We start from the raw sequence: 17,125 nt of genomic DNA on the forward strand, positions 1-17,125 counted from the left end.
AATTTTGCGGACTTGTTTCATAGGCTAAAATTAAGATTATTTCTTAACTTAATGTGATGGCTAAGTTAGCATGTCCAGTCATATTGTTATTTAATATTTTTTTGTAATACCCTTTTTATATTAAAACCACTGGCGTTTTTTAAAATATATAATCATCCCTATTACGATCAAAAACATAGCACCCATAACGGTATGATAGCCATATTGGTATTTAAGTTCCGGTAAATTTTCAAAATTCATTCCATACACACCTACAATAAATGTAAGCGGAATAAAGATTGCTGAAACAATAGTCAGTGTTTTCATAATCTCATTCATCTTATGTGTTTGTGCCGAGAAAAAAAAATTAGAGGCACTTTCTAATGACCCCATATCCGATTCTATTTGTTCTAAAAGTTCCAGGCTCTTTTGATGCAATCGTGCAAAAAAGCTAAAATTCTCTTTTTCTATCGCATTAAATACATTATCATCTTTGATGCTCTTTATATTGTACAAAGAATCTCGAAGCGGAACTATAGAGCGCTTCAAAAAATTGAAATTATCCCTGTGTTTTTCAATTTTTTCTAAGATAATTGGGTTGGTACTTTGTTTTGAAAGGTTGATGAGTTCCTCTACTTTATCTTCTTCGTTTTCTATGGTGATGTAAAAATTTTCCATAATGGCATCTAAAAGAATGTACAACAAGTAATCCGTTCTTTTGCTTCTTACAATGCCGGAATGCGTCCGAAGACGTTCGCGAATATGCGTAAAAAAGTCACTACGCTTTTCCTGAAAGGAAATTAAGATCCCATCTTTGATCAAAAAACTAATCTGCTCTACACTTATATTATCAGAATTTCCTGTCGGAAGTAATGATTTTATATTAAAAAACAAAACATCTGACAATTCTTCAACTTTAGTTCTTCGTGTAGTATTTAAAATATCAGCTAAAATGAAGGTATCTATTTTGAAATAATTCCCAATAGATTTTATGTATTCAATATTACTTAGACCGTGTAGATTAAGCCAATTATTTTTTTGCAGATCAATATATTTATCAAAATCCGAAACTTTGAAATCATCATACTCTGACAGCATTAAATCATCATAAACAAACAATTGTATTTCCGATTTATAGTCCTTATGAATCCCGGTATATTCTAAATTGTTGGGTTGTAGTTTTCTACTTTTCTTATATTTAATTTTTCTCATACAGCGTCATTTGTATCGTAATATTACGAAAATATTTTAAAAAAAAATCACTCCTCACTACTTTTACAGCTGCTGAAAAGGAAAAAAATATTTTTGATTTATTCATTATAAAACAAAGATAAGGCGAAAAAATACATCCATTCATGAGAAAAAACATATTGTGATATTAAAAAATCTTATTATTTAATAAATGTTAATTATTCGATTTTTGTACATTATTGGTCTGTTTTTAAAAATATATCAATAGATTTGGATTTCGATTGTAAAAAAGAAAAAAAAAACTACTTATTTACAAAAGCTAATCCTTAACCTTTATAAAACATTTAACTAAATGCTAAAAAAAAAACTAACCCTAATTATTGTATGTCTGCTGTTTTTTTCCGTCCAGGGAACATTTGCCCAAAGTAAGAAAAAGAAAAAAGCAGATAAAAATGCCGTTACAGCAGTTGACACCAAAGTAGCTGATGCCAAAAAAGAACCTAAACCCTATAAAAAAGTAATTGATACTAGTGCCGTTACTCAGAAAGGATTAATTGATGTTCATAAAATAGACAATAAGTATCTTTTTGAAATTCCTGATTCTCTATTAGGGAGTGAAATGATGACCATAACCCGATATTCTAAGACTCCTGCCGGAGGAGGAATTTTTGGCGGAGAAGAAATCAACAGACAAGTCGTTCGTTGGGAAAAAGGACTGAACAACAATATATTGTTGAGATCAATCACTTATGTCATTATGTCTCCAGATGAAGACAAACCAATGGCTAAAGCAGTTAAAAACTCCACTTCGGATCCAATTATTGGTAATTATGATGTACTTGCATACAAAAAAGATGATTCCGGAAAAATAACGGGCTATGTTGTCGATTTATCTACAACATTCGATGCTGATGTTCAAACTTTTTCATTAGATCCAATTAAGAAACAATTATTAAACATTCAAACATTTCAAAAAGACAAATCATTTATTTCAAAAATAAGTAGTTTTCCTATCAATACTGAAATAAGAAGTGTAAAAACATTTACCACTACACCACCAAAAATCAATACAACACCAACGCCAAAAATTGGAGTTGATTTACCTTCGGCTCTAGATGCTGGTGTACTCACTGTGGAAATAAATACATCCATGATTTTATTGCCAAAAACTCCCATGCGCAAAAGAGAATTTGATGCACGTGTAGGATATTTTGCCAATCAATACGGTGTTTTTGAGGAAGAATCCCAAAAGTCCGACACCAAAGTATTTGCTGTCAGATGGCGTTTAGAACCTAAATCTGCCGAAGATGCTCAAAAACAAAAAAATGGAGAATTGATAGAGCCTTTGAAACCTATTGTATATTACATTGACCCGGCTACACCAGAAAAATGGAAAAAATTCATCAAACAAGGAATTGATGATTGGCAAATTGCCTTTGAAAATGCAGGTTGGAAAAATGCCATTCGTGGAGAATATTGGCCAGAGAACGATCCAACTATGAGTTTAGAAGATGCTCGTTTTTCTGTATTGAGATATTTCGCTGCTGAAATTCAAAACGCGTATGGACCAAATGTTCATGATCCAAGAAGTGGTGAGATTCTGGAGAGCCACATTGGTTGGTACCACAATATCATGAGTCTTTTGAGAAATTGGTATTTGATTCAAACTGCGGCTGTAGATCCGGCGGCTAGAGCTAAGAAATTTGACGATAAATTAATGGGAGAACTCATTCGTTTCGTGTCTTCGCATGAAGTAGGACATACATTAGGCTTGCGCCACAATATGGGAGCCAGCTCTGCCACTCCTGTTGAAAAACTAAGAGATAAAGACTACCAAGAGCAAAACGGACATACTTCATCTATAATGGATTATGCGCGTTTTAATTATGTTGCACAACCAGAAGATGGTGTGACTAGTTTATTTCCTAGAATTGGAGACTATGACAAATGGGCTATTAAGTGGGGATACTCTTACTTTGAAGACACGAAAACGGAAGCAGAAGAGAAAGCTTTTTTGAATGAAATGACTAAGGAAGCCTACAAGAACCGTCGTTTATGGTTTGGGTCTGAAACCAGTCCCTATGATCCAAGATATCAAACGGAAGATATTGGTGACAATGCTATGAGAGCCTCTGAATATGGTATTAAAAATCTAAAAAGAATTTTACCCAATTTACTAGAATGGTCTAAAGAAGATGGTGAAAGTTATACTGAACTGGACGAACTTTATGGCGCACTTACCGGTCAGTTTAGAAGGTATATGGGTCATGTAACTAAAAATGTAGGTGGAATATATGATAGTCCAAAAACGTATGACATGACTGGCAATCAATTTGAAGTAGTACCAAAAAGCATCCAGAAAGATGCTGTAGCATTCTTGAATACCCAGTTATTCACCACGCCAAAATGGTTGTTGAATCAAGATATTCTTTCAAAAATTAACCCGGAAAATGGTGTCGAAGCAATCAAAGGAATGCAGGATGCCACCTTAAACAGCTTATTAGCCGGAGACCGAATGGTACGCCTTTTAGAAACCTCCTCGGTGAGTAAAGACAACTATTCTGTAGATGAATTAATAACCGATTTGAACAAAGGAATTTTCTCTGAACTGAAAAATAAAAATTCTATTGACATCTACCGCAGAAACATCCAAAAATTGTATGTAGACAAGATGATTGAATTACTAAAACCAGGTACGGCAAGCGTTAGATCTGTTCCGGTAGGAGTTACTTATGGTTTCACCACCAGAAAAGTCAATCTGGCGCAAACGGATTTACCATCTATTGCTAGAGGTCAACTGAATAGTTTAAAAAATGAATTGAAATTATCTACTTCTAGAATGTCAGATCGAATGAGCAAATACCATGTTCTCGATTTAATTTCCAGAATAGGAGAAGCTTTAGATCCTAAATAATAAATTAAAAAGGGAAAATGTTCAAACAACATTTTCCCTTTTTTTGTTAAATGTGACTTTAATGTAATGTATCTTGTAGAAACGCACGGCAGTACGTCTATACGTGATAAATAACAATAATGATAGAATTAAATACCCGACTTATTTAAAAAATAGGTCGGGTTTTTTGTTTCATGTATCCTAATGGATATATTGACCAGCCTACAAGTACAAACCAGCACAATATTCTGTGTGCTTTTTGAATTTCTCCACCTGTAGCAACAGCTAATTTTGAAGCTTTTCCTAACCTGATTTCATACACAATTCAAAATAAGCAAGTCCGAAAATGAAGTCCCATAGCGCTACACAATCGGTAAATACAACCTCGCCAAAGTACTATTCCAATTCTCTTATGGATTCTTTATTTTAGTGTTGCTGTTTACTTTTCACTCTGAGGAGGTACAAAACATTATATTAAACATCACAAAAATCAGTATTCCTATTCTATACATTTGGCTATCCTTACAGATTTCAGGTGCCTTATTTATAGCTATCAGTGTTTATTTGTATTGGAAATCAAAAAAAACGCCTAGAACTCTTTTATTTAGTACTATTTGCTATCCTTTTTAAATTCTCGAGTCTGATCTGGGGTTTTGCCATTTATTTTGTCTTGTGGCACAGTATTCCTTCTATAATTAACCAAATAAAGTTTTCAAATGGTTCTTGTTTCGTAAGCAATTTTATTGCATATTGCCCTGTAGCAGGCGTTTATTGGTTGGTTTCACTAGTAGAAATGGCACTTTTGTATTTTACATTTAAAGAAGAACAACTATTCAATACTTTATTTTTTTCTTTTTTGGCTGCCATAACATTTCCTCATACTTTAGTTATTACAAGAATATTTCGTGGTAAAAAGGAGAATAAAATTAAAATCAATGTCCATAAAAAAACCGTTCACCAAAGGCGAACGGTTTTCTAAATCAATAATAGAGACGCAATAAATCGCGTCTCTACGAGAAATAATTATTTTACTTCTTCAAATTCAACGTCTTCAACATTGTCACCTTGAGCTGCTTCACCTTCTGGTTTAGATGCTGCTTGACCTTGTTCTCCTTCAGCATACATTGCTTCAGTTGCTTTTTTCCATGCCGCATTGATGTTGTCAAGAGCCGTTTGAATTGCAGGAATATCTTGAGATTGGTGCGCCATTCTCAATTCAGTCAATGCGTATTCTACAGCTACTTTATTATCATCAGATAATTTAGCACCAAGTTCTTTCAATTGCGTTTCAGTTTGAAAAATCATTCCATCTGCTTCGTTCAATTTTTCAGCTCTTGATCTAGCGATTTTGTCAGATTCTGCGTTAGCTTCAGCATCTTGTTTCATTCTTTCGATTTCTTCAGATGTTAATCCAGAAGAAGCTTCGATACGAATATCGTGAGATTTTCCTGTTCCTTTGTCCGTTGCAGAAACTTTGATGATACCATTAGCATCAATATCAAAAGTCACTTCAATTTGTGGAACCCCTCTCGGTGCTGGTGGAATACCGTCTAAGTTAAAACGACCAATTGTTTTGTTATCAGCAGCCATAGCTCTTGCTCCTTGAAGAACGTGTAGTTCAACTGTTGGTTGAGAATCTGCTGCTGTAGAGAAAACTTGAGATTTTTTAGTTGGGATAGTTGTATTAGACTCAATAAGAGTTGTCATAACACCACCCATAGTTTCGATACCTAAAGACAAAGGTGTAACGTCAAGTAACAATACATCTTTTACATCTCCAGAAAGAACTCCACCTTGAATAGCTGCTCCAATGGCAACAACTTCATCAGGGTTAACTCCTTTAGACGCTTTTTTACCAAAGAATTTTTCAACCTCTTCAGCAATTCTTGGCATACGAGTAGAACCTCCTACAAGAATCACTTCGTCAATATCAGAAACAGATAAACCTGCATCTTTTAGCGCTTTAGCCACTGGTGCCATAGAACGTTTTACTAATGAATCAGTCAATTGCTCAAATTTAGCTCTTGTCAATTTTTTCACTAAGTGTTTTGGTCCTGAAGCTGTAGCGGTTACGTAAGGCAAGTTGATTTCAGTTTCAGCAGAAGAAGACAATTCAATTTTTGCTTTCTCCGCAGCTTCTTTCAAACGTTGTAATGACATTGGGTCAAGACGTAAGTCAATCCCTTCTTCCGTTAAGAAATCAGCAGCTAACCAGTCAATAATTTCGTGGTCAAAATCGTCTCCACCTAAGTGAGTATCTCCATTTGTAGACAATACTTCAAAAACTCCGTCTCCTAATTCAAGAACCGAAATATCAAAAGTACCACCACCTAAATCGTAAACAGCAATTTTTTGATCTTTACCTTTTTTATCCAAACCGTAAGCAAGAGCTGCAGCTGTAGGTTCGTTGATGATACGCATTACTTTAAGACCTGCAATTTCACCCGCTTCTTTCGTAGCTTGACGTTGTGCATCATTAAAGTAAGCAGGAACAGTAATAACTGCTTCAGTAACAGTTTGACCTAAATAGTCTTCTGCTGTTTTTTTCATTTTTTGAAGTGTCATTGCTGACAATTCTTGTGCAGAGTATAAACGGCCATCAATATCCACACGTGGTGTATTGTTGTCTCCTTTTACTACTTTGTACGAAACTCTTTTTGCTTCAGCTGTAATTTCGCCGAAAGAATGTCCCATGAAACGTTTGATAGAAGCAATAGTCTTAGTTGGATTAGTTACCGCTTGTCTTTTAGCAGGATCTCCTACTTTAATCTCTCCACCTTCAACAAAAGCGATGATAGATGGTGTTGTTCTTTTTCCTTCTGCATTAGGAATAACAACAGCTTCATTACCTTCCATTACAGAAACACAAGAGTTGGTCGTACCTAAATCAATTCCGATTATTTTACCCATTTTAAATATATTTAATTTTATTGTATACTAGTTTTAATGACTCGAAGTCGATAAGTCAATCTTTGTGCCAATACAAAAGGGACTAATGAATTGTCAGTTTATGTTAAAATTGGCGTAAAAAAATCTGACAATATGACATCACAGAGAAGTTGTCATTATAACCGAAGTTGTCATTCTTGATCTCAGGAATACTGAGATCTCACTTCTTATTTATTGAATAATTAAAAAAAGCGGACGTAATTTTATTCAGTATTTATAAAAAAAGATATTTCTGACACATACAATAAAATAATGGTTTTCTAATGTTAATTTAAAACTCAAAACATCCCAATCTAAAAATCAAAATTCTATTTTAGCGCCTTAATTTAACACAGTACTATTATGAAAGATTTAGTTGCAAAAATCAACGCTGAATTCGAAACATTCAAAACAGAATCTGAGTCACTAACTGAGAAAGGTGTCAAAGCTGCCGGACCAAGAGCTCGTAAATCAACTTTGGAACTAGAAAAACTATTAAAAGAGTTTAGAAAAGTTTCTGTAGAAGAATCAAAAAAATAAATTACGCAGCAAGCATCAGCCCTTTGGATTTTCTGAAGGGCTTTTTTATTTAATAGAATTCTTTATAAATTAGGCTTCGCTATTCAATATTTTTAGTAGTGCTAAAATATACTCCAACAAATGGATCTAATTTATAATTTCATTAGCTTCCTACTTGCTTTTTGTCGTACTTTTGAGTTTCAAAAAAACACAATACTTCCTTGGTATCAAATCTTGGAAACATCTATAAAAAAAAACAATGACTTCATTTAGCAAAGAATTATCTTTTCGCTGGTCAGATCTTGACCCTAATTTTCATGTTCGGCACAGTGCCTATTATGACTTTGGCGCACAACATCGTATCGAAATTCTGGAAAGTCTTGGTTTGACCATTAAGGTGATGCAGTTGCAAGGCTTTGGCCCTATTCTTTTTAGGGAAGAATGTGTTTTTAGAAAAGAAATAAAGCTTTCTGACAAAATTTTTTTGCGCACCAAAACTTCAAAAGTAAATGCGGATGCTTCCCGTTGGTCCATTGTGCATGAGTTTATAAATGAGGACAACAAATTATGTGCAACTATAACAGTTGATGGCGCTTGGATGGATCTCAAACTTCGCAAACTAGCCTCTCCTACTCCAGAAATTGCGATTGAAGCCTTGAGTATTTTTCCTAAAAGTGATCATTTTACAGCACTTTAAAGAAAGAACGATTTATTGGCTGGTAAAAATAGGATAGTATCGTTGCTGTTTTTCTAAAACCATTCTTCATCGCCTTTCATTATATCCGTGTACTCTGAATTAATTTAAACTAAATTCTTTCTGAAATTGTATCGCAATTAAAACTGACTCCTAAACCATAACAACCCAATTCTGATAAATCATGAAATCCAGAAATTACTCCACCATTTACCGAATCATGCACTGGTCAATAGCCATTTGCATGACGCTAATGCTTATTACTATATTTCTTAGAATGACCTGGATGAACAAAAATAATGTCGCACTGATCATGCAAGAATATCTTTCAACCACAGATCAATCCCTATCCCAGGATCAGCTTATTTTGCTTGCTAAAAAAATAAGAAAACCCATGTGGGATTGGCACATATATATTGGTTATGCGTTAGTAGGGCTGTACAGCATCCGATTGGCGCTTCCCTTTTTTGGACAGATGAAATTCTCCAATCCCTTTTCCAAAGGATTAGCATTTAAAGAAAAAATTCACTATTGGACGTATTTAGTTTTTTATGCTTGCGTGGCAATTTCACTAATCACCGGTTTAATCATTGTTTTGGGTCCAGAAAACAGAAAGGAATCAATGGAAGATATACATGTCCTATCCATTTATTATTTATTGACCTTCATCGTAATTCACTTGGCGAGTATTTTCTTTTCTGAATTCACGAACCAACAAGGATTGATTTCTAGAATCATAAGTGGTTCAAAAAAGAAGAACTAAAACAAAAGATCTCTCAAAGAAATACTTAAAAATAGTATTTTAAAATCAATTTATTACTTCCTTTTGTCTAATTTTAAAACATGCCATTACACAATGATTGTTACTTACTATTGATCAGATAAAACCCGACAAAAAAATATAATTTCGATTAAAAAGTGATCCATTTGGCTTCTTTTATTATCGAACAAAATGAAAGCCCATATAAAACTAAATTAAAAATTATGACAGCACCAAAAGTAGTATTCTTTGATGTAAATGAAACCTTATTGGATTTAGGAGCCATAAAAAAAAGTATTGGTCAAGCCTTAGGAAATCGAGAAGATTTAACTGCCCTTTGGTTTACTACCATGTTGCACTATTCTTTAGTAACAACAGTTGGTGGTCAGTATACAGATTTTGGTACTATTGGAGCTGCTGCTTTAAGAATGGTAGCTGCGAATCAAGGTATTCTTTTAACAGAAGCGGAAGCTAAAGTAGCCGTAAGCAGTATAACCTCTTTACCACCTCATCCCGAAGTAAAAGAAGCGTTAACAGCATTAAGAAATGCTGGTTATACATTAGTTGCCTTAACAAATTCATCAACCAAAGGCGTTGAAACTCAATTTAAAAATGCGGGCTTAACGGCATTTTTTGATCAAATTTTAAGTGTTGAAGAAGTAGGCAAATACAAACCAGATACTGCTGTGTATAATTGGGCAGCGCAAAAAATGGGAGTTAAACCCAACGAATGTTTGATGGTTGCAGCTCATGGTTGGGATATTGCAGGTGCAATTTGGGCAGGTTGGAGAGGTGCCTTTACGGCACGTCCCGGACAACAATTGTATCCTTTGGCACCATTACCTGAAATAAACGAAACAGATCTTCTAAAAATTGCCGAAAAACTTATATCCTTACAAAAATAACATAACATAACATAAGTATCTCTTTACCACTTTGATTAAGAGATACTTATATTATTTAAATCTTGTTTGCAGGAATTGCCCTTTTGATATTTTAAGAAATACTTTTTAGGCTGTTGAATTAATTATTTTTCACCAACACAATCAACACTTATAAATTTATATTTCACATTATCAAAATCTATAGGTACTCCTTTCACAAAATAAGAAGCTCCTAAATAAGTTTCGATTTTTCCATTACCTAAAATGAGTTCGTTCCCTTTCTTTAACATTGCCAATGGATTTTTATACGTTATTTTATCATAAGTTCCTTGAATAAACGAGTAGTCAGCAAATAATGTATCGCCTCGGAATTCGCCGTTGATTTTTCCAGTTTTTTTGGGCATGTTAAAAATCTTCATCACCATGTTTCCTGTAATTTTTCCGTTTTGCAAAGTGCTGATTTCTAAATCAATGGTATCTTTTTCAAACAAAGCTTTATAACACTGAACGTTTATTGGCTTTTCAGCTTGGGTTCGGGCAGCATCTGTAGCGTTAAGATTTTGATTTTTTTTACAACTTTCGAACCCAAAGCAAGCTAACAGTAAACAAAAAAGGATTAGATTTTTCATGTAAGTAAATATTTAGTTAATAATTACACCTCGACAAGAGTATAAAGATAAAGTTTCTTTTTAAACTTTTTAGATAATTTCACCTAAATAAGGATTTGTCCATCGGGTATTAATTCTATAGACTCTACTATTTTATGGCGCTATTAGCACGCGATGTTTTGAAATATGTCGTTTAAAATTCTAAAATATATTTCAAAGAGGAATGTTAAGTCCAAAAAAAACGGCTTTTTTTGATTATAAAAGATTATAAAATATAATCGGTATTAATAAAATTAGATTCTTTACTGCTCAATAATTCCTGTAAAATAGCATTGTTATAGGCATTGTCTTTAGATGCTACAAAGGTTCTAATTGAGAACGAGCGCAGCGCATCATGAATACTCAATGTTCCTACTGCTGAATCTTTTCGTCCTGTAAACGGGAGAACATCCGGACCTCTTTGGCAAGAACTATTCAGGTTTACTCTGCACACTAAATTCACCAAAGCATCAATAAGTGGTGCAATAGTTTTAATGTCTTTTCCAAACAAACTTACTTGTTGCCCATAATTCGATTCGGCCATATCATTCAAAGGTTCCTGAATGTCTTTGAAAGAAATAATAGGCACCACAGGACCAAATTGCTCTTCGTGATACACACGCATTTCTTTATTTACTGGAAATAAAACCGCTGGAAAGATGTAATTAGAATAATGTTGTCCTCCCTTTTCATTAATTATAGCAGCTCCTTTACTAGTAGCATCATCAATCAATTCCTGAATATAAGCTGGTTTTTCTTTTTCTGGTAAAGGCGTCAGAAACACAGAGGCATCCCACGGATTTCCAAAAACTAAGGCATCCACTTTGGCAGCAAAACGCGTATTGAACTCCTCAACAATAGACTCATGCACATACAATACTTTCAAAGCCGTACAACGCTGTCCATTGAACGATAAAGAACCGGCAATACACTCTTGGATGGCCAAGTCTAAATCAGCATCCGGAAGAACTATCGCAGGGTTTTTCGCCTCTAAACCTAGGATCAAACGCAATCTGTTTTTATTAGGATGCTGGTCTTGTAATGCAATCGCTGAGGTACTGTTTCCTATCAAAGCCAAAATAGCTACTTTACCGGATTTCATTATTGGCGAAGCCACTTCACGTCCGCGACCGTATACAATATTGATGGCTCCTTTTGGGAAACTGCTTCTAAAAGCTTCTAATAAAGGGGAGATCAACAGCACACCATGTTTTGCCGGTTTAAAAATTACCGGGTTCCCCATAATCAATGCCGGAATGAGTAACGAAAAAGTCTCATTCAACGGATAATTATAAGGCCCAAGGCATAAAACAACTCCAAGCGGTCCTCTACGAACCATAGCGTTTACTCCCTGAACTTTAGAAAAATGAGCACTACGGCTGTTCAATTCTTTTAAACTGTCAATAGTATCATATATATATTCTACAGTTCTGTCAAATTCTTTTTCAGAATCACTCAATGATTTTCCTATTTCCCACATCAATAGTTTAACTACTTCTTTACGGGTCGTTTTCATTTGAGTAACAAAGTTTTCCATACACTTTATCCGATCCGCCACTTTCATCGTAGGCCATAATCCTTGACCGTTATTATACGCTGCATTGGCTGCATTTACCGCTTCTAGAGCTTCCGTTTCCCCCATAGACGGGATAGAGCCTAAAATAGTTGGACCATATTCATCCGTAGACGAAATTGTTGAAAAAACAGGAGTTGTCTGACCGTTCCATTTTTTTAATTCTCCATCAATTAAGTACGTATCTTGATTTAATAAAGTGCTAATTTGAAATTCTTCTGGTATTACATTCATAAAAATAGATATTATATTTATAATTTGGCTCTGCCACGAAATCGGTATGCATTGCACTCTATACTGATTTGCAAAATAAAGACTTAATAATACCAGCATTAAAACATTACGTTAATTAAGCTTAATGGCAAAAAAGGGATTCCCTAAGTAGTGTGATTTCTAATTAAACCCACACAAAAAGTAGTAAAACCTGTAATTTAAATACTAAAAAGAGGTGTTACCCTCTTTGCGTTTTATGGAGCTACTACTTCTCCATCCCATTCTATAATTCCGCCTATTAAGTTGTAGGCGTTTTCAAAACCAAGCTGATTCATTATTTCGCATGCTTTTGCACTTCGCATTCCGGATCGACAATACACATAATACTTTTTGTTTTTGTCCAAAGCTTCTATTTCAGTTACAAAATCCTGGCCGCTGTGAATGTCAATATTGATGGCATTGGCAATATAGCCTTCGCTAAATTCATCTTCGGTTCTCACGTCTAGAATTACTGCATTTTCATCCGCTTCAAATTGAGAAATCCAATCTTCTTGTGTTAAATTCATAATGATGTTTTTTGTAAAAATACAACGTTTTTACCAAACAATAAACGTAACAATTGTTAATTAGATATTTTTATTGAAAAATCGTTTTCGCAAAACATTAAACATCAATAAACTAAAACCAAGGCTTGAATTCTTATTAAAAATAGTCTATTAAATCCATAGACAACAAGCCATAAATCAAAGGTTTGTACACTGTTATAGTCTGAAAAACGGTCTGTTTTTTGAGTTATTTACACTACTTTTACAAGGCAGAATATAGAGAAAAATAAAAATGCTTGATTCCATAAAAAAAATATTTCCTTCCTTTTCTACTGAACTAGTCAAAGATGTGGATGCAAATGCTGCGATCCAATCCTTCAAAACTGGTGATGTCATCATGCGCACCGGACAGTACATAAAAAATACTGTATTGGTAATCCGTGGAAAAATTAAGGTCTATCGCGAAGATGAAAATGGAGGAGAGTTTTTCATGTATTATTTGCAACCCGGTCAGGCTTGTGCCATTTCAATGATATGTGCCACCAAAAATGAAAAAAGCCAAATCATGGCTAAAGTCGTTGAAGATGTCGAACTAATCCTCTTGCCCTTACTCTTGATGGACAAGTGGATGATGCAACACCGCAGCTGGTATGAATTTGTAATTGATACCTACAGAAGTCGTTTTGAGGAGATTCTCGAAGTCATTGACAGCATTGCTTTCCGGGCGATGGATGAGCGATTGGAATTTTATCTAAAACGCCATGCCGATGTGTGTGGTTGTAAAGAATTGAAACTCTCCCATCAGGAAATCGCATCAGAGCTCAATACCTCAAGAGAAGTAATTTCGCGTTTGTTAAAAAAAATGGAGCAACGCGGCATTGTGGCCTTACACCGCAATAACATTGAACTGTTAAAATAAAATTTACGCCCTGAAGCGGTGCTTTTGTGCAACTATTTTTAAAATCAGAGCTTCAAAAAAATGTTACGATGGAATATTTAGGCTATTTTGCTTCTATTATTATTGGTCTTTCTTTGGGTTTAATTGGCGGTGGCGGATCCATACTTGCCGTTCCCATACTGGTATATCTCTTTAATATCAATCCGGAACTAGCCACCAGTTATTCGTTATTTATAGTCGGAATAACAGCTATGATTGGGAGCTACAGCCAGTACAAACTTGGTAATTTAAAAATAAAACCAGCACTTGCCTTTGCGATTCCTTCTCTCCTCTCTTTACTTTTTGTACGAGAAATTGTGTTACCAAAAATTCCGTCCGTTATTTTTACACTACACCATTTTGAAGTGTCAAAAAATCTTTTGATTCTCATTGTGTTTGCGTGTCTTATGATAGCCACATCCGTATCGATGATCAAAAAGGCAATACCAAAAAAAACTCTTCAAAAAGACAATTTCAGCAAGATAGCCCTCATTGGACTATTAGTAGGTTTTCTCACTGGTTTTCTAGGTGCCGGTGGTGGTTTTTTGATCATTCCAGCATTGCTTTTCTTTGCAAATTTACCTATGAAACAAGCTATTGGCACTTCTTTATTGATTATCTTTATTACTTCGTTAATTGGTTTTGGCGGCGATGTGTTAAACGGTATCAGCATCAATTTCAGACTACTTTTTACCATTTCGGCAATTGCCATCCTGGGACTGTTCATTGGCACCTATTTATCTAAAAAAATCGATGGCGCAAAACTAAAACCGGCTTTTGGTTGGTTTGTGTTAGCTATGGGAATGTATATTATTATCAAAGAATTTCTCCTGAATTAAAAAAACAGAATGTAGCAATTGTTACCGTTTATCCTAAAAAACAGAAGTACATTTATACCATAAATTAAAAAAACGCAATCATGCAAATCGAACAAATATATACCGGATGTTTAGCACAAGGCGCCTATTATATCACATCAAATGGAGAAGCAGCCATTATTGACCCGTTACGGGAAACCCAGCCCTATCTGGATCGATTAGAACGAGATGGTGTGCAATTAAAATACATTTTTGAAACTCATTTTCACGCTGATTTTGTTTCCGGTCACATAGATTTAAGCCGTCAAACTGGTGCTCCTATTGTTTATGGCCCAAATGCAACATGTGAATTTGAATGCATTTCTGCAAATGACGGACAGGAATTCAGCATTGGAAACATCAAAATAAAAGTACTACACACGCCGGGACATACCATGGAAAGCACCACTTTTTTATTGATAAACGAAAACGGAAAAAACCATGCCATTTTCTCCGGTGACACCTTGTTCATTGGTGATGTGGGAAGACCGGATTTAGCCCAAAAAGCGGCACACATGACCCAGGAACAGCTGGCCACAACTTTATTTCATTCTTTACGAACAAAGATTATGACCTTGGCAGACGACGTCATCGTATATCCTGCTCACGGTGCAGGAAGTGCCTGTGGAAAAAACATGAGCAAGGAAACCGTTTCGACCATTGGCGACCAAAAAGCGACCAATTATGCGTTGCGTGCGAATATGACGGAAGCTGAATTTGTTCATGAAGTCACCGAAGGTTTATTGCCTCCGCCAGCTTATTTTGGTATGAATGTGGCAATGAACAAAAAAGGATATGAAAGTTTTGAAAACGTTTTGAATCTGGGAATGCGTGCGCTTTCCCCTTCTGAATTTGAAGTAGCCGCTGAAGAAACCGGAGCTTTATTATTGGACACTCGGAAAAATGGGGAATTTGCCAAAGGATTTATTCCGCAATCCATAAACATTGGTATCGATGGTGATTTTGCTCCTTGGGTAGGCACTTTAATTGCCAATGTGCAACAACCCATCCTGATTGTTTGTGAACCGGGACAAGAGGAAGAAACCGTTACGCGTTTGAGCCGTGTGGGTTTTGACAACTTAATGGGGCATCTGGCTGGTGGTTTTGATACCTGGGCAAAAGCAGGAAAAGAAATGGATACCGTACATAGAATTACTGCAGAACAATTTGCCAAGGAAGTAAAAATTGGCCAAAGCAAAGTAATCGACATTCGGAAAGAAAGTGAATACTCCGCAGAGCATGTTGAGGAGTCCTACAGCAAGCCATTAGCAGCTATTAATGAATGGATCAAAGACATAAATCCTAAAGCCCATTTTTACCTGCATTGTGCCGGTGGATACCGCAGTATGATTGCGGCTTCAATACTGGAAGCGCGGGGTTTTAGAAATTTTACTGAAATTGAAGGCGGTTTTAATGCTATTGCAAAAACGACTGCTCCTAAAACAGATTTCGTTTGCCAAAGCAAAATTTTGAAATAAAAATAATTTCAATAACAATGGCTGTTCCAAAGTAATGGCTATTTCAAAAAAATAAAATTATGGAGCATCTAAAATGTTGTGTCATTTCTAACAACGAACCGCTGGACCAAGCCTATTGGGAAACACAATACAAAACCAAAACAACCGGTTGGGATTTAGGCCAAGTATCTCCGCCCTTACAAAGGTATATCAATACTATAATTACTAAAAACAGTCGTGTTTTGATTCCCGGTTGTGGCAACAGCTACGAAGCGGAATATCTTCTGGAGCATGGATTTACAAATGTTACCGTTATTGATATTGCTCTAACACCTGTTAGAGCTTTAAAAGAAAAATTTAAAAACAACCCTTCTATTAAGATTGTTTTAGGCGATTTCTTTGCACATCAGGGAAAGTATGATTTGATTATTGAGCAAACTTTTTTCTGCGCTTTGCCTCCTACAATGCGCCAGAAATACGTTTGGAAAATGCATCAACTCTTGGCTGAAGAAGGAATTCTGGCGGGATTATTATTCAATAGAACGTTTGAATCCGGACCTCCTTTTGGCGGAAACAAAGAAGAATATGAGCTGATTTTCAAAGGTGCTTTTGACTTTTTGAAAATAGATGTGTCTAAAGATTCAATTGCACCAAGAGCAAATTCAGAGTTGTTTATCGAATTAAAAAAAAACAGTCAGGTTGTTGTGAATTTATATGAGCTGGAAGGCATTACAGATAGCGACTGTATGGAAAAACTTATAGAAAAACTACTGGCAATTAACGGTGTTTTAAATGTAAGCATCAGCAGTAATTTTGCCGATGTACTACTTGTGAGTAAAAAGGAAATTACAACCGAAACATTACAGGAAGTGACTGCTTATGACGAAAAGTACGCTATCAAAAAAATAAAGAACTAAATTCAGATTCCTTTTTTAGAGACAAAAAATGAAAACATTATTTACAAATTGGCATATTATGCGCTGGGTGCGGCTAGTGTTTGCCTTATTTTTATTTGCACAAACCAGTATCCTGTATAGCACTTAAAAAA

Annotated in this window: 15 protein-coding genes and 1 pseudogene; 10 read left to right on the top strand and 6 right to left on the bottom strand. The window is 35.1% G+C overall.

Annotated elements, in window-relative coordinates; all coding sequences use genetic code 11:
• Nucleotides 1-120: 120 nt before the first annotated feature.
• Nucleotides 121-1,191, bottom strand: coding sequence for a magnesium/cobalt transporter CorA (corA, locus tag EKL98_RS14215; RefSeq protein ID WP_126562956.1), 1,071 nt, complete (start codon nucleotides 1,189-1,191; stop codon nucleotides 121-123).
• 331 nt (nucleotides 1,192-1,522) lie between these two features.
• On the opposite strand from corA, the gene EKL98_RS14220 reads away from it, so the two are divergent.
• Nucleotides 1,523-4,084, top strand: coding sequence for a zinc-dependent metalloprotease (locus EKL98_RS14220; protein WP_197037198.1), 2,562 nt, complete (start codon nucleotides 1,523-1,525; stop codon nucleotides 4,082-4,084).
• A gap of 172 nt (nucleotides 4,085-4,256) precedes the next feature.
• Here EKL98_RS14220 and EKL98_RS14225 read toward each other — a convergent pair.
• Nucleotides 4,257-4,459, bottom strand: a pseudogene (locus tag EKL98_RS14225) (rhodopsin); the annotation flags it as partial.
• Nucleotides 4,460-4,619: 160 nt separating this feature from the next.
• On the opposite strand from EKL98_RS14225, the gene EKL98_RS18620 reads away from it, so the two are divergent.
• A complete protein-coding gene (locus tag EKL98_RS18620; RefSeq protein ID WP_126463003.1) occupies nucleotides 4,620-5,042 on the top strand; it encodes a Brp/Blh family beta-carotene 15,15'-dioxygenase in 423 nt (140 codons plus the stop codon).
• 44 nt (nucleotides 5,043-5,086) lie between these two features.
• Here EKL98_RS18620 and dnaK read toward each other — a convergent pair whose 3' ends face one another.
• Nucleotides 5,087-6,973 (bottom strand): molecular chaperone DnaK, encoded by a 1,887-nt coding sequence (gene dnaK, locus EKL98_RS14235; RefSeq protein ID WP_126452530.1) that lies wholly within the window; start codon nucleotides 6,971-6,973, stop codon nucleotides 5,087-5,089.
• Nucleotides 6,974-7,354: 381 nt separating this feature from the next.
• On the opposite strand from dnaK, the gene EKL98_RS14240 reads away from it, so the two are divergent.
• The 4 genes from EKL98_RS14240 (at nucleotide 7,355) to EKL98_RS14255 (ending at nucleotide 9,869) form a co-directional block, all read left to right on the top strand.
• Complete coding sequence (locus EKL98_RS14240) at nucleotides 7,355-7,531, top strand: histone H1 (protein ID WP_126452532.1); 177 nt, start codon at nucleotides 7,355-7,357, stop codon at nucleotides 7,529-7,531.
• 238 nt (nucleotides 7,532-7,769) lie between these two features.
• Nucleotides 7,770-8,207 carry an acyl-CoA thioesterase gene (locus EKL98_RS14245; protein ID WP_126463004.1) on the top strand — a complete coding sequence of 146 codons (438 nt, stop codon included), beginning with the start codon at nucleotides 7,770-7,772 and terminating at the stop codon, nucleotides 8,205-8,207.
• Between the two features lie 181 nt (nucleotides 8,208-8,388).
• Nucleotides 8,389-8,967 (top strand): cytochrome b/b6 domain-containing protein, encoded by a 579-nt coding sequence (locus EKL98_RS14250; RefSeq protein WP_126562957.1) that lies wholly within the window; start codon nucleotides 8,389-8,391, stop codon nucleotides 8,965-8,967.
• 221 nt (nucleotides 8,968-9,188) lie between these two features.
• Nucleotides 9,189-9,869 (top strand): haloacid dehalogenase type II, encoded by a 681-nt coding sequence (locus tag EKL98_RS14255; RefSeq protein WP_126562958.1) that lies wholly within the window; start codon nucleotides 9,189-9,191, stop codon nucleotides 9,867-9,869.
• A gap of 122 nt (nucleotides 9,870-9,991) precedes the next feature.
• Here EKL98_RS14255 and EKL98_RS14260 read toward each other — a convergent pair whose 3' ends face one another.
• The 3 genes from EKL98_RS14260 to EKL98_RS14270 all read right to left on the bottom strand — a co-directional run bounded on the left by EKL98_RS14260 (nucleotide 9,992) and on the right by EKL98_RS14270 (nucleotide 12,847).
• Complete coding sequence (locus tag EKL98_RS14260; protein WP_126463010.1) at nucleotides 9,992-10,477, bottom strand: hypothetical protein; 486 nt, start codon at nucleotides 10,475-10,477, stop codon at nucleotides 9,992-9,994.
• Between the two features lie 244 nt (nucleotides 10,478-10,721).
• A complete protein-coding gene (locus EKL98_RS14265; RefSeq protein WP_126463012.1) occupies nucleotides 10,722-12,302 on the bottom strand; it encodes an NADP-dependent glyceraldehyde-3-phosphate dehydrogenase in 1,581 nt (526 codons plus the stop codon).
• Nucleotides 12,303-12,535: 233 nt separating this feature from the next.
• Nucleotides 12,536-12,847 carry a rhodanese-like domain-containing protein gene (locus EKL98_RS14270; RefSeq protein ID WP_126463014.1) on the bottom strand — a complete coding sequence of 104 codons (312 nt, stop codon included), beginning with the start codon at nucleotides 12,845-12,847 and terminating at the stop codon, nucleotides 12,536-12,538.
• Between the two features lie 271 nt (nucleotides 12,848-13,118).
• Between EKL98_RS14270 and EKL98_RS14275 the strand changes: the two genes are divergently transcribed.
• The 4 genes from EKL98_RS14275 (at nucleotide 13,119) to EKL98_RS14290 (ending at nucleotide 16,994) form a co-directional block, all read left to right on the top strand.
• The gene (locus EKL98_RS14275; protein WP_126463016.1) at nucleotides 13,119-13,745 is read left to right on the top strand and encodes a Crp/Fnr family transcriptional regulator; all 627 of its coding nucleotides are present in this window, start codon (nucleotides 13,119-13,121) and stop codon (nucleotides 13,743-13,745) included.
• A gap of 68 nt (nucleotides 13,746-13,813) precedes the next feature.
• Nucleotides 13,814-14,602, top strand: a complete 789-nt coding sequence (locus EKL98_RS14280; protein WP_126463018.1) for a sulfite exporter TauE/SafE family protein — start codon at nucleotides 13,814-13,816, stop codon at nucleotides 14,600-14,602.
• Between the two features lie 80 nt (nucleotides 14,603-14,682).
• A complete protein-coding gene (locus tag EKL98_RS14285; RefSeq protein WP_126463020.1) occupies nucleotides 14,683-16,098 on the top strand; it encodes an MBL fold metallo-hydrolase in 1,416 nt (471 codons plus the stop codon).
• A gap of 59 nt (nucleotides 16,099-16,157) precedes the next feature.
• Nucleotides 16,158-16,994: a methyltransferase domain-containing protein gene (locus EKL98_RS14290; RefSeq protein WP_126562959.1), complete on the top strand. Its 837-nt coding sequence runs from the start codon at nucleotides 16,158-16,160 to the stop codon at nucleotides 16,992-16,994.
• The last annotated feature ends 131 nt before the right edge of the window (nucleotides 16,995-17,125 follow it).

This window comes from Flavobacterium bomense (genome assembly GCF_003970355.1).

Coding starts and splice junctions, on each gene's coding strand:
- EKL98_RS14285 (WP_126463020.1), top strand. CDS start 14,683: ATGCAAATCGAACAAATATATACCGGATGTTTAGCACAAGGCGCCTAT.
- EKL98_RS14240 (WP_126452532.1), top strand. CDS start 7,355: ATGAAAGATTTAGTTGCAAAAATCAACGCTGAATTCGAAACATTCAAA.
- EKL98_RS14290 (WP_126562959.1), top strand. CDS start 16,158: ATGGAGCATCTAAAATGTTGTGTCATTTCTAACAACGAACCGCTGGAC.
- EKL98_RS14265 (WP_126463012.1), bottom strand. CDS start 12,302: ATGAATGTAATACCAGAAGAATTTCAAATTAGCACTTTATTAAATCAA.
- EKL98_RS14255 (WP_126562958.1), top strand. CDS start 9,189: ATGACAGCACCAAAAGTAGTATTCTTTGATGTAAATGAAACCTTATTG.
- EKL98_RS14245 (WP_126463004.1), top strand. CDS start 7,770: ATGACTTCATTTAGCAAAGAATTATCTTTTCGCTGGTCAGATCTTGAC.
- EKL98_RS14270 (WP_126463014.1), bottom strand. CDS start 12,847: ATGAATTTAACACAAGAAGATTGGATTTCTCAATTTGAAGCGGATGAA.
- EKL98_RS14280 (WP_126463018.1), top strand. CDS start 13,814: ATGGAATATTTAGGCTATTTTGCTTCTATTATTATTGGTCTTTCTTTG.
- dnaK (WP_126452530.1), bottom strand. CDS start 6,973: ATGGGTAAAATAATCGGAATTGATTTAGGTACGACCAACTCTTGTGTT.
- EKL98_RS14220 (WP_197037198.1), top strand. CDS start 1,523: ATGCTAAAAAAAAAACTAACCCTAATTATTGTATGTCTGCTGTTTTTT.
- EKL98_RS14260 (WP_126463010.1), bottom strand. CDS start 10,477: ATGAAAAATCTAATCCTTTTTTGTTTACTGTTAGCTTGCTTTGGGTTC.
- EKL98_RS14275 (WP_126463016.1), top strand. CDS start 13,119: ATGCTTGATTCCATAAAAAAAATATTTCCTTCCTTTTCTACTGAACTA.
- corA (WP_126562956.1), bottom strand. CDS start 1,191: ATGAGAAAAATTAAATATAAGAAAAGTAGAAAACTACAACCCAACAAT.
- EKL98_RS14250 (WP_126562957.1), top strand. CDS start 8,389: ATGAAATCCAGAAATTACTCCACCATTTACCGAATCATGCACTGGTCA.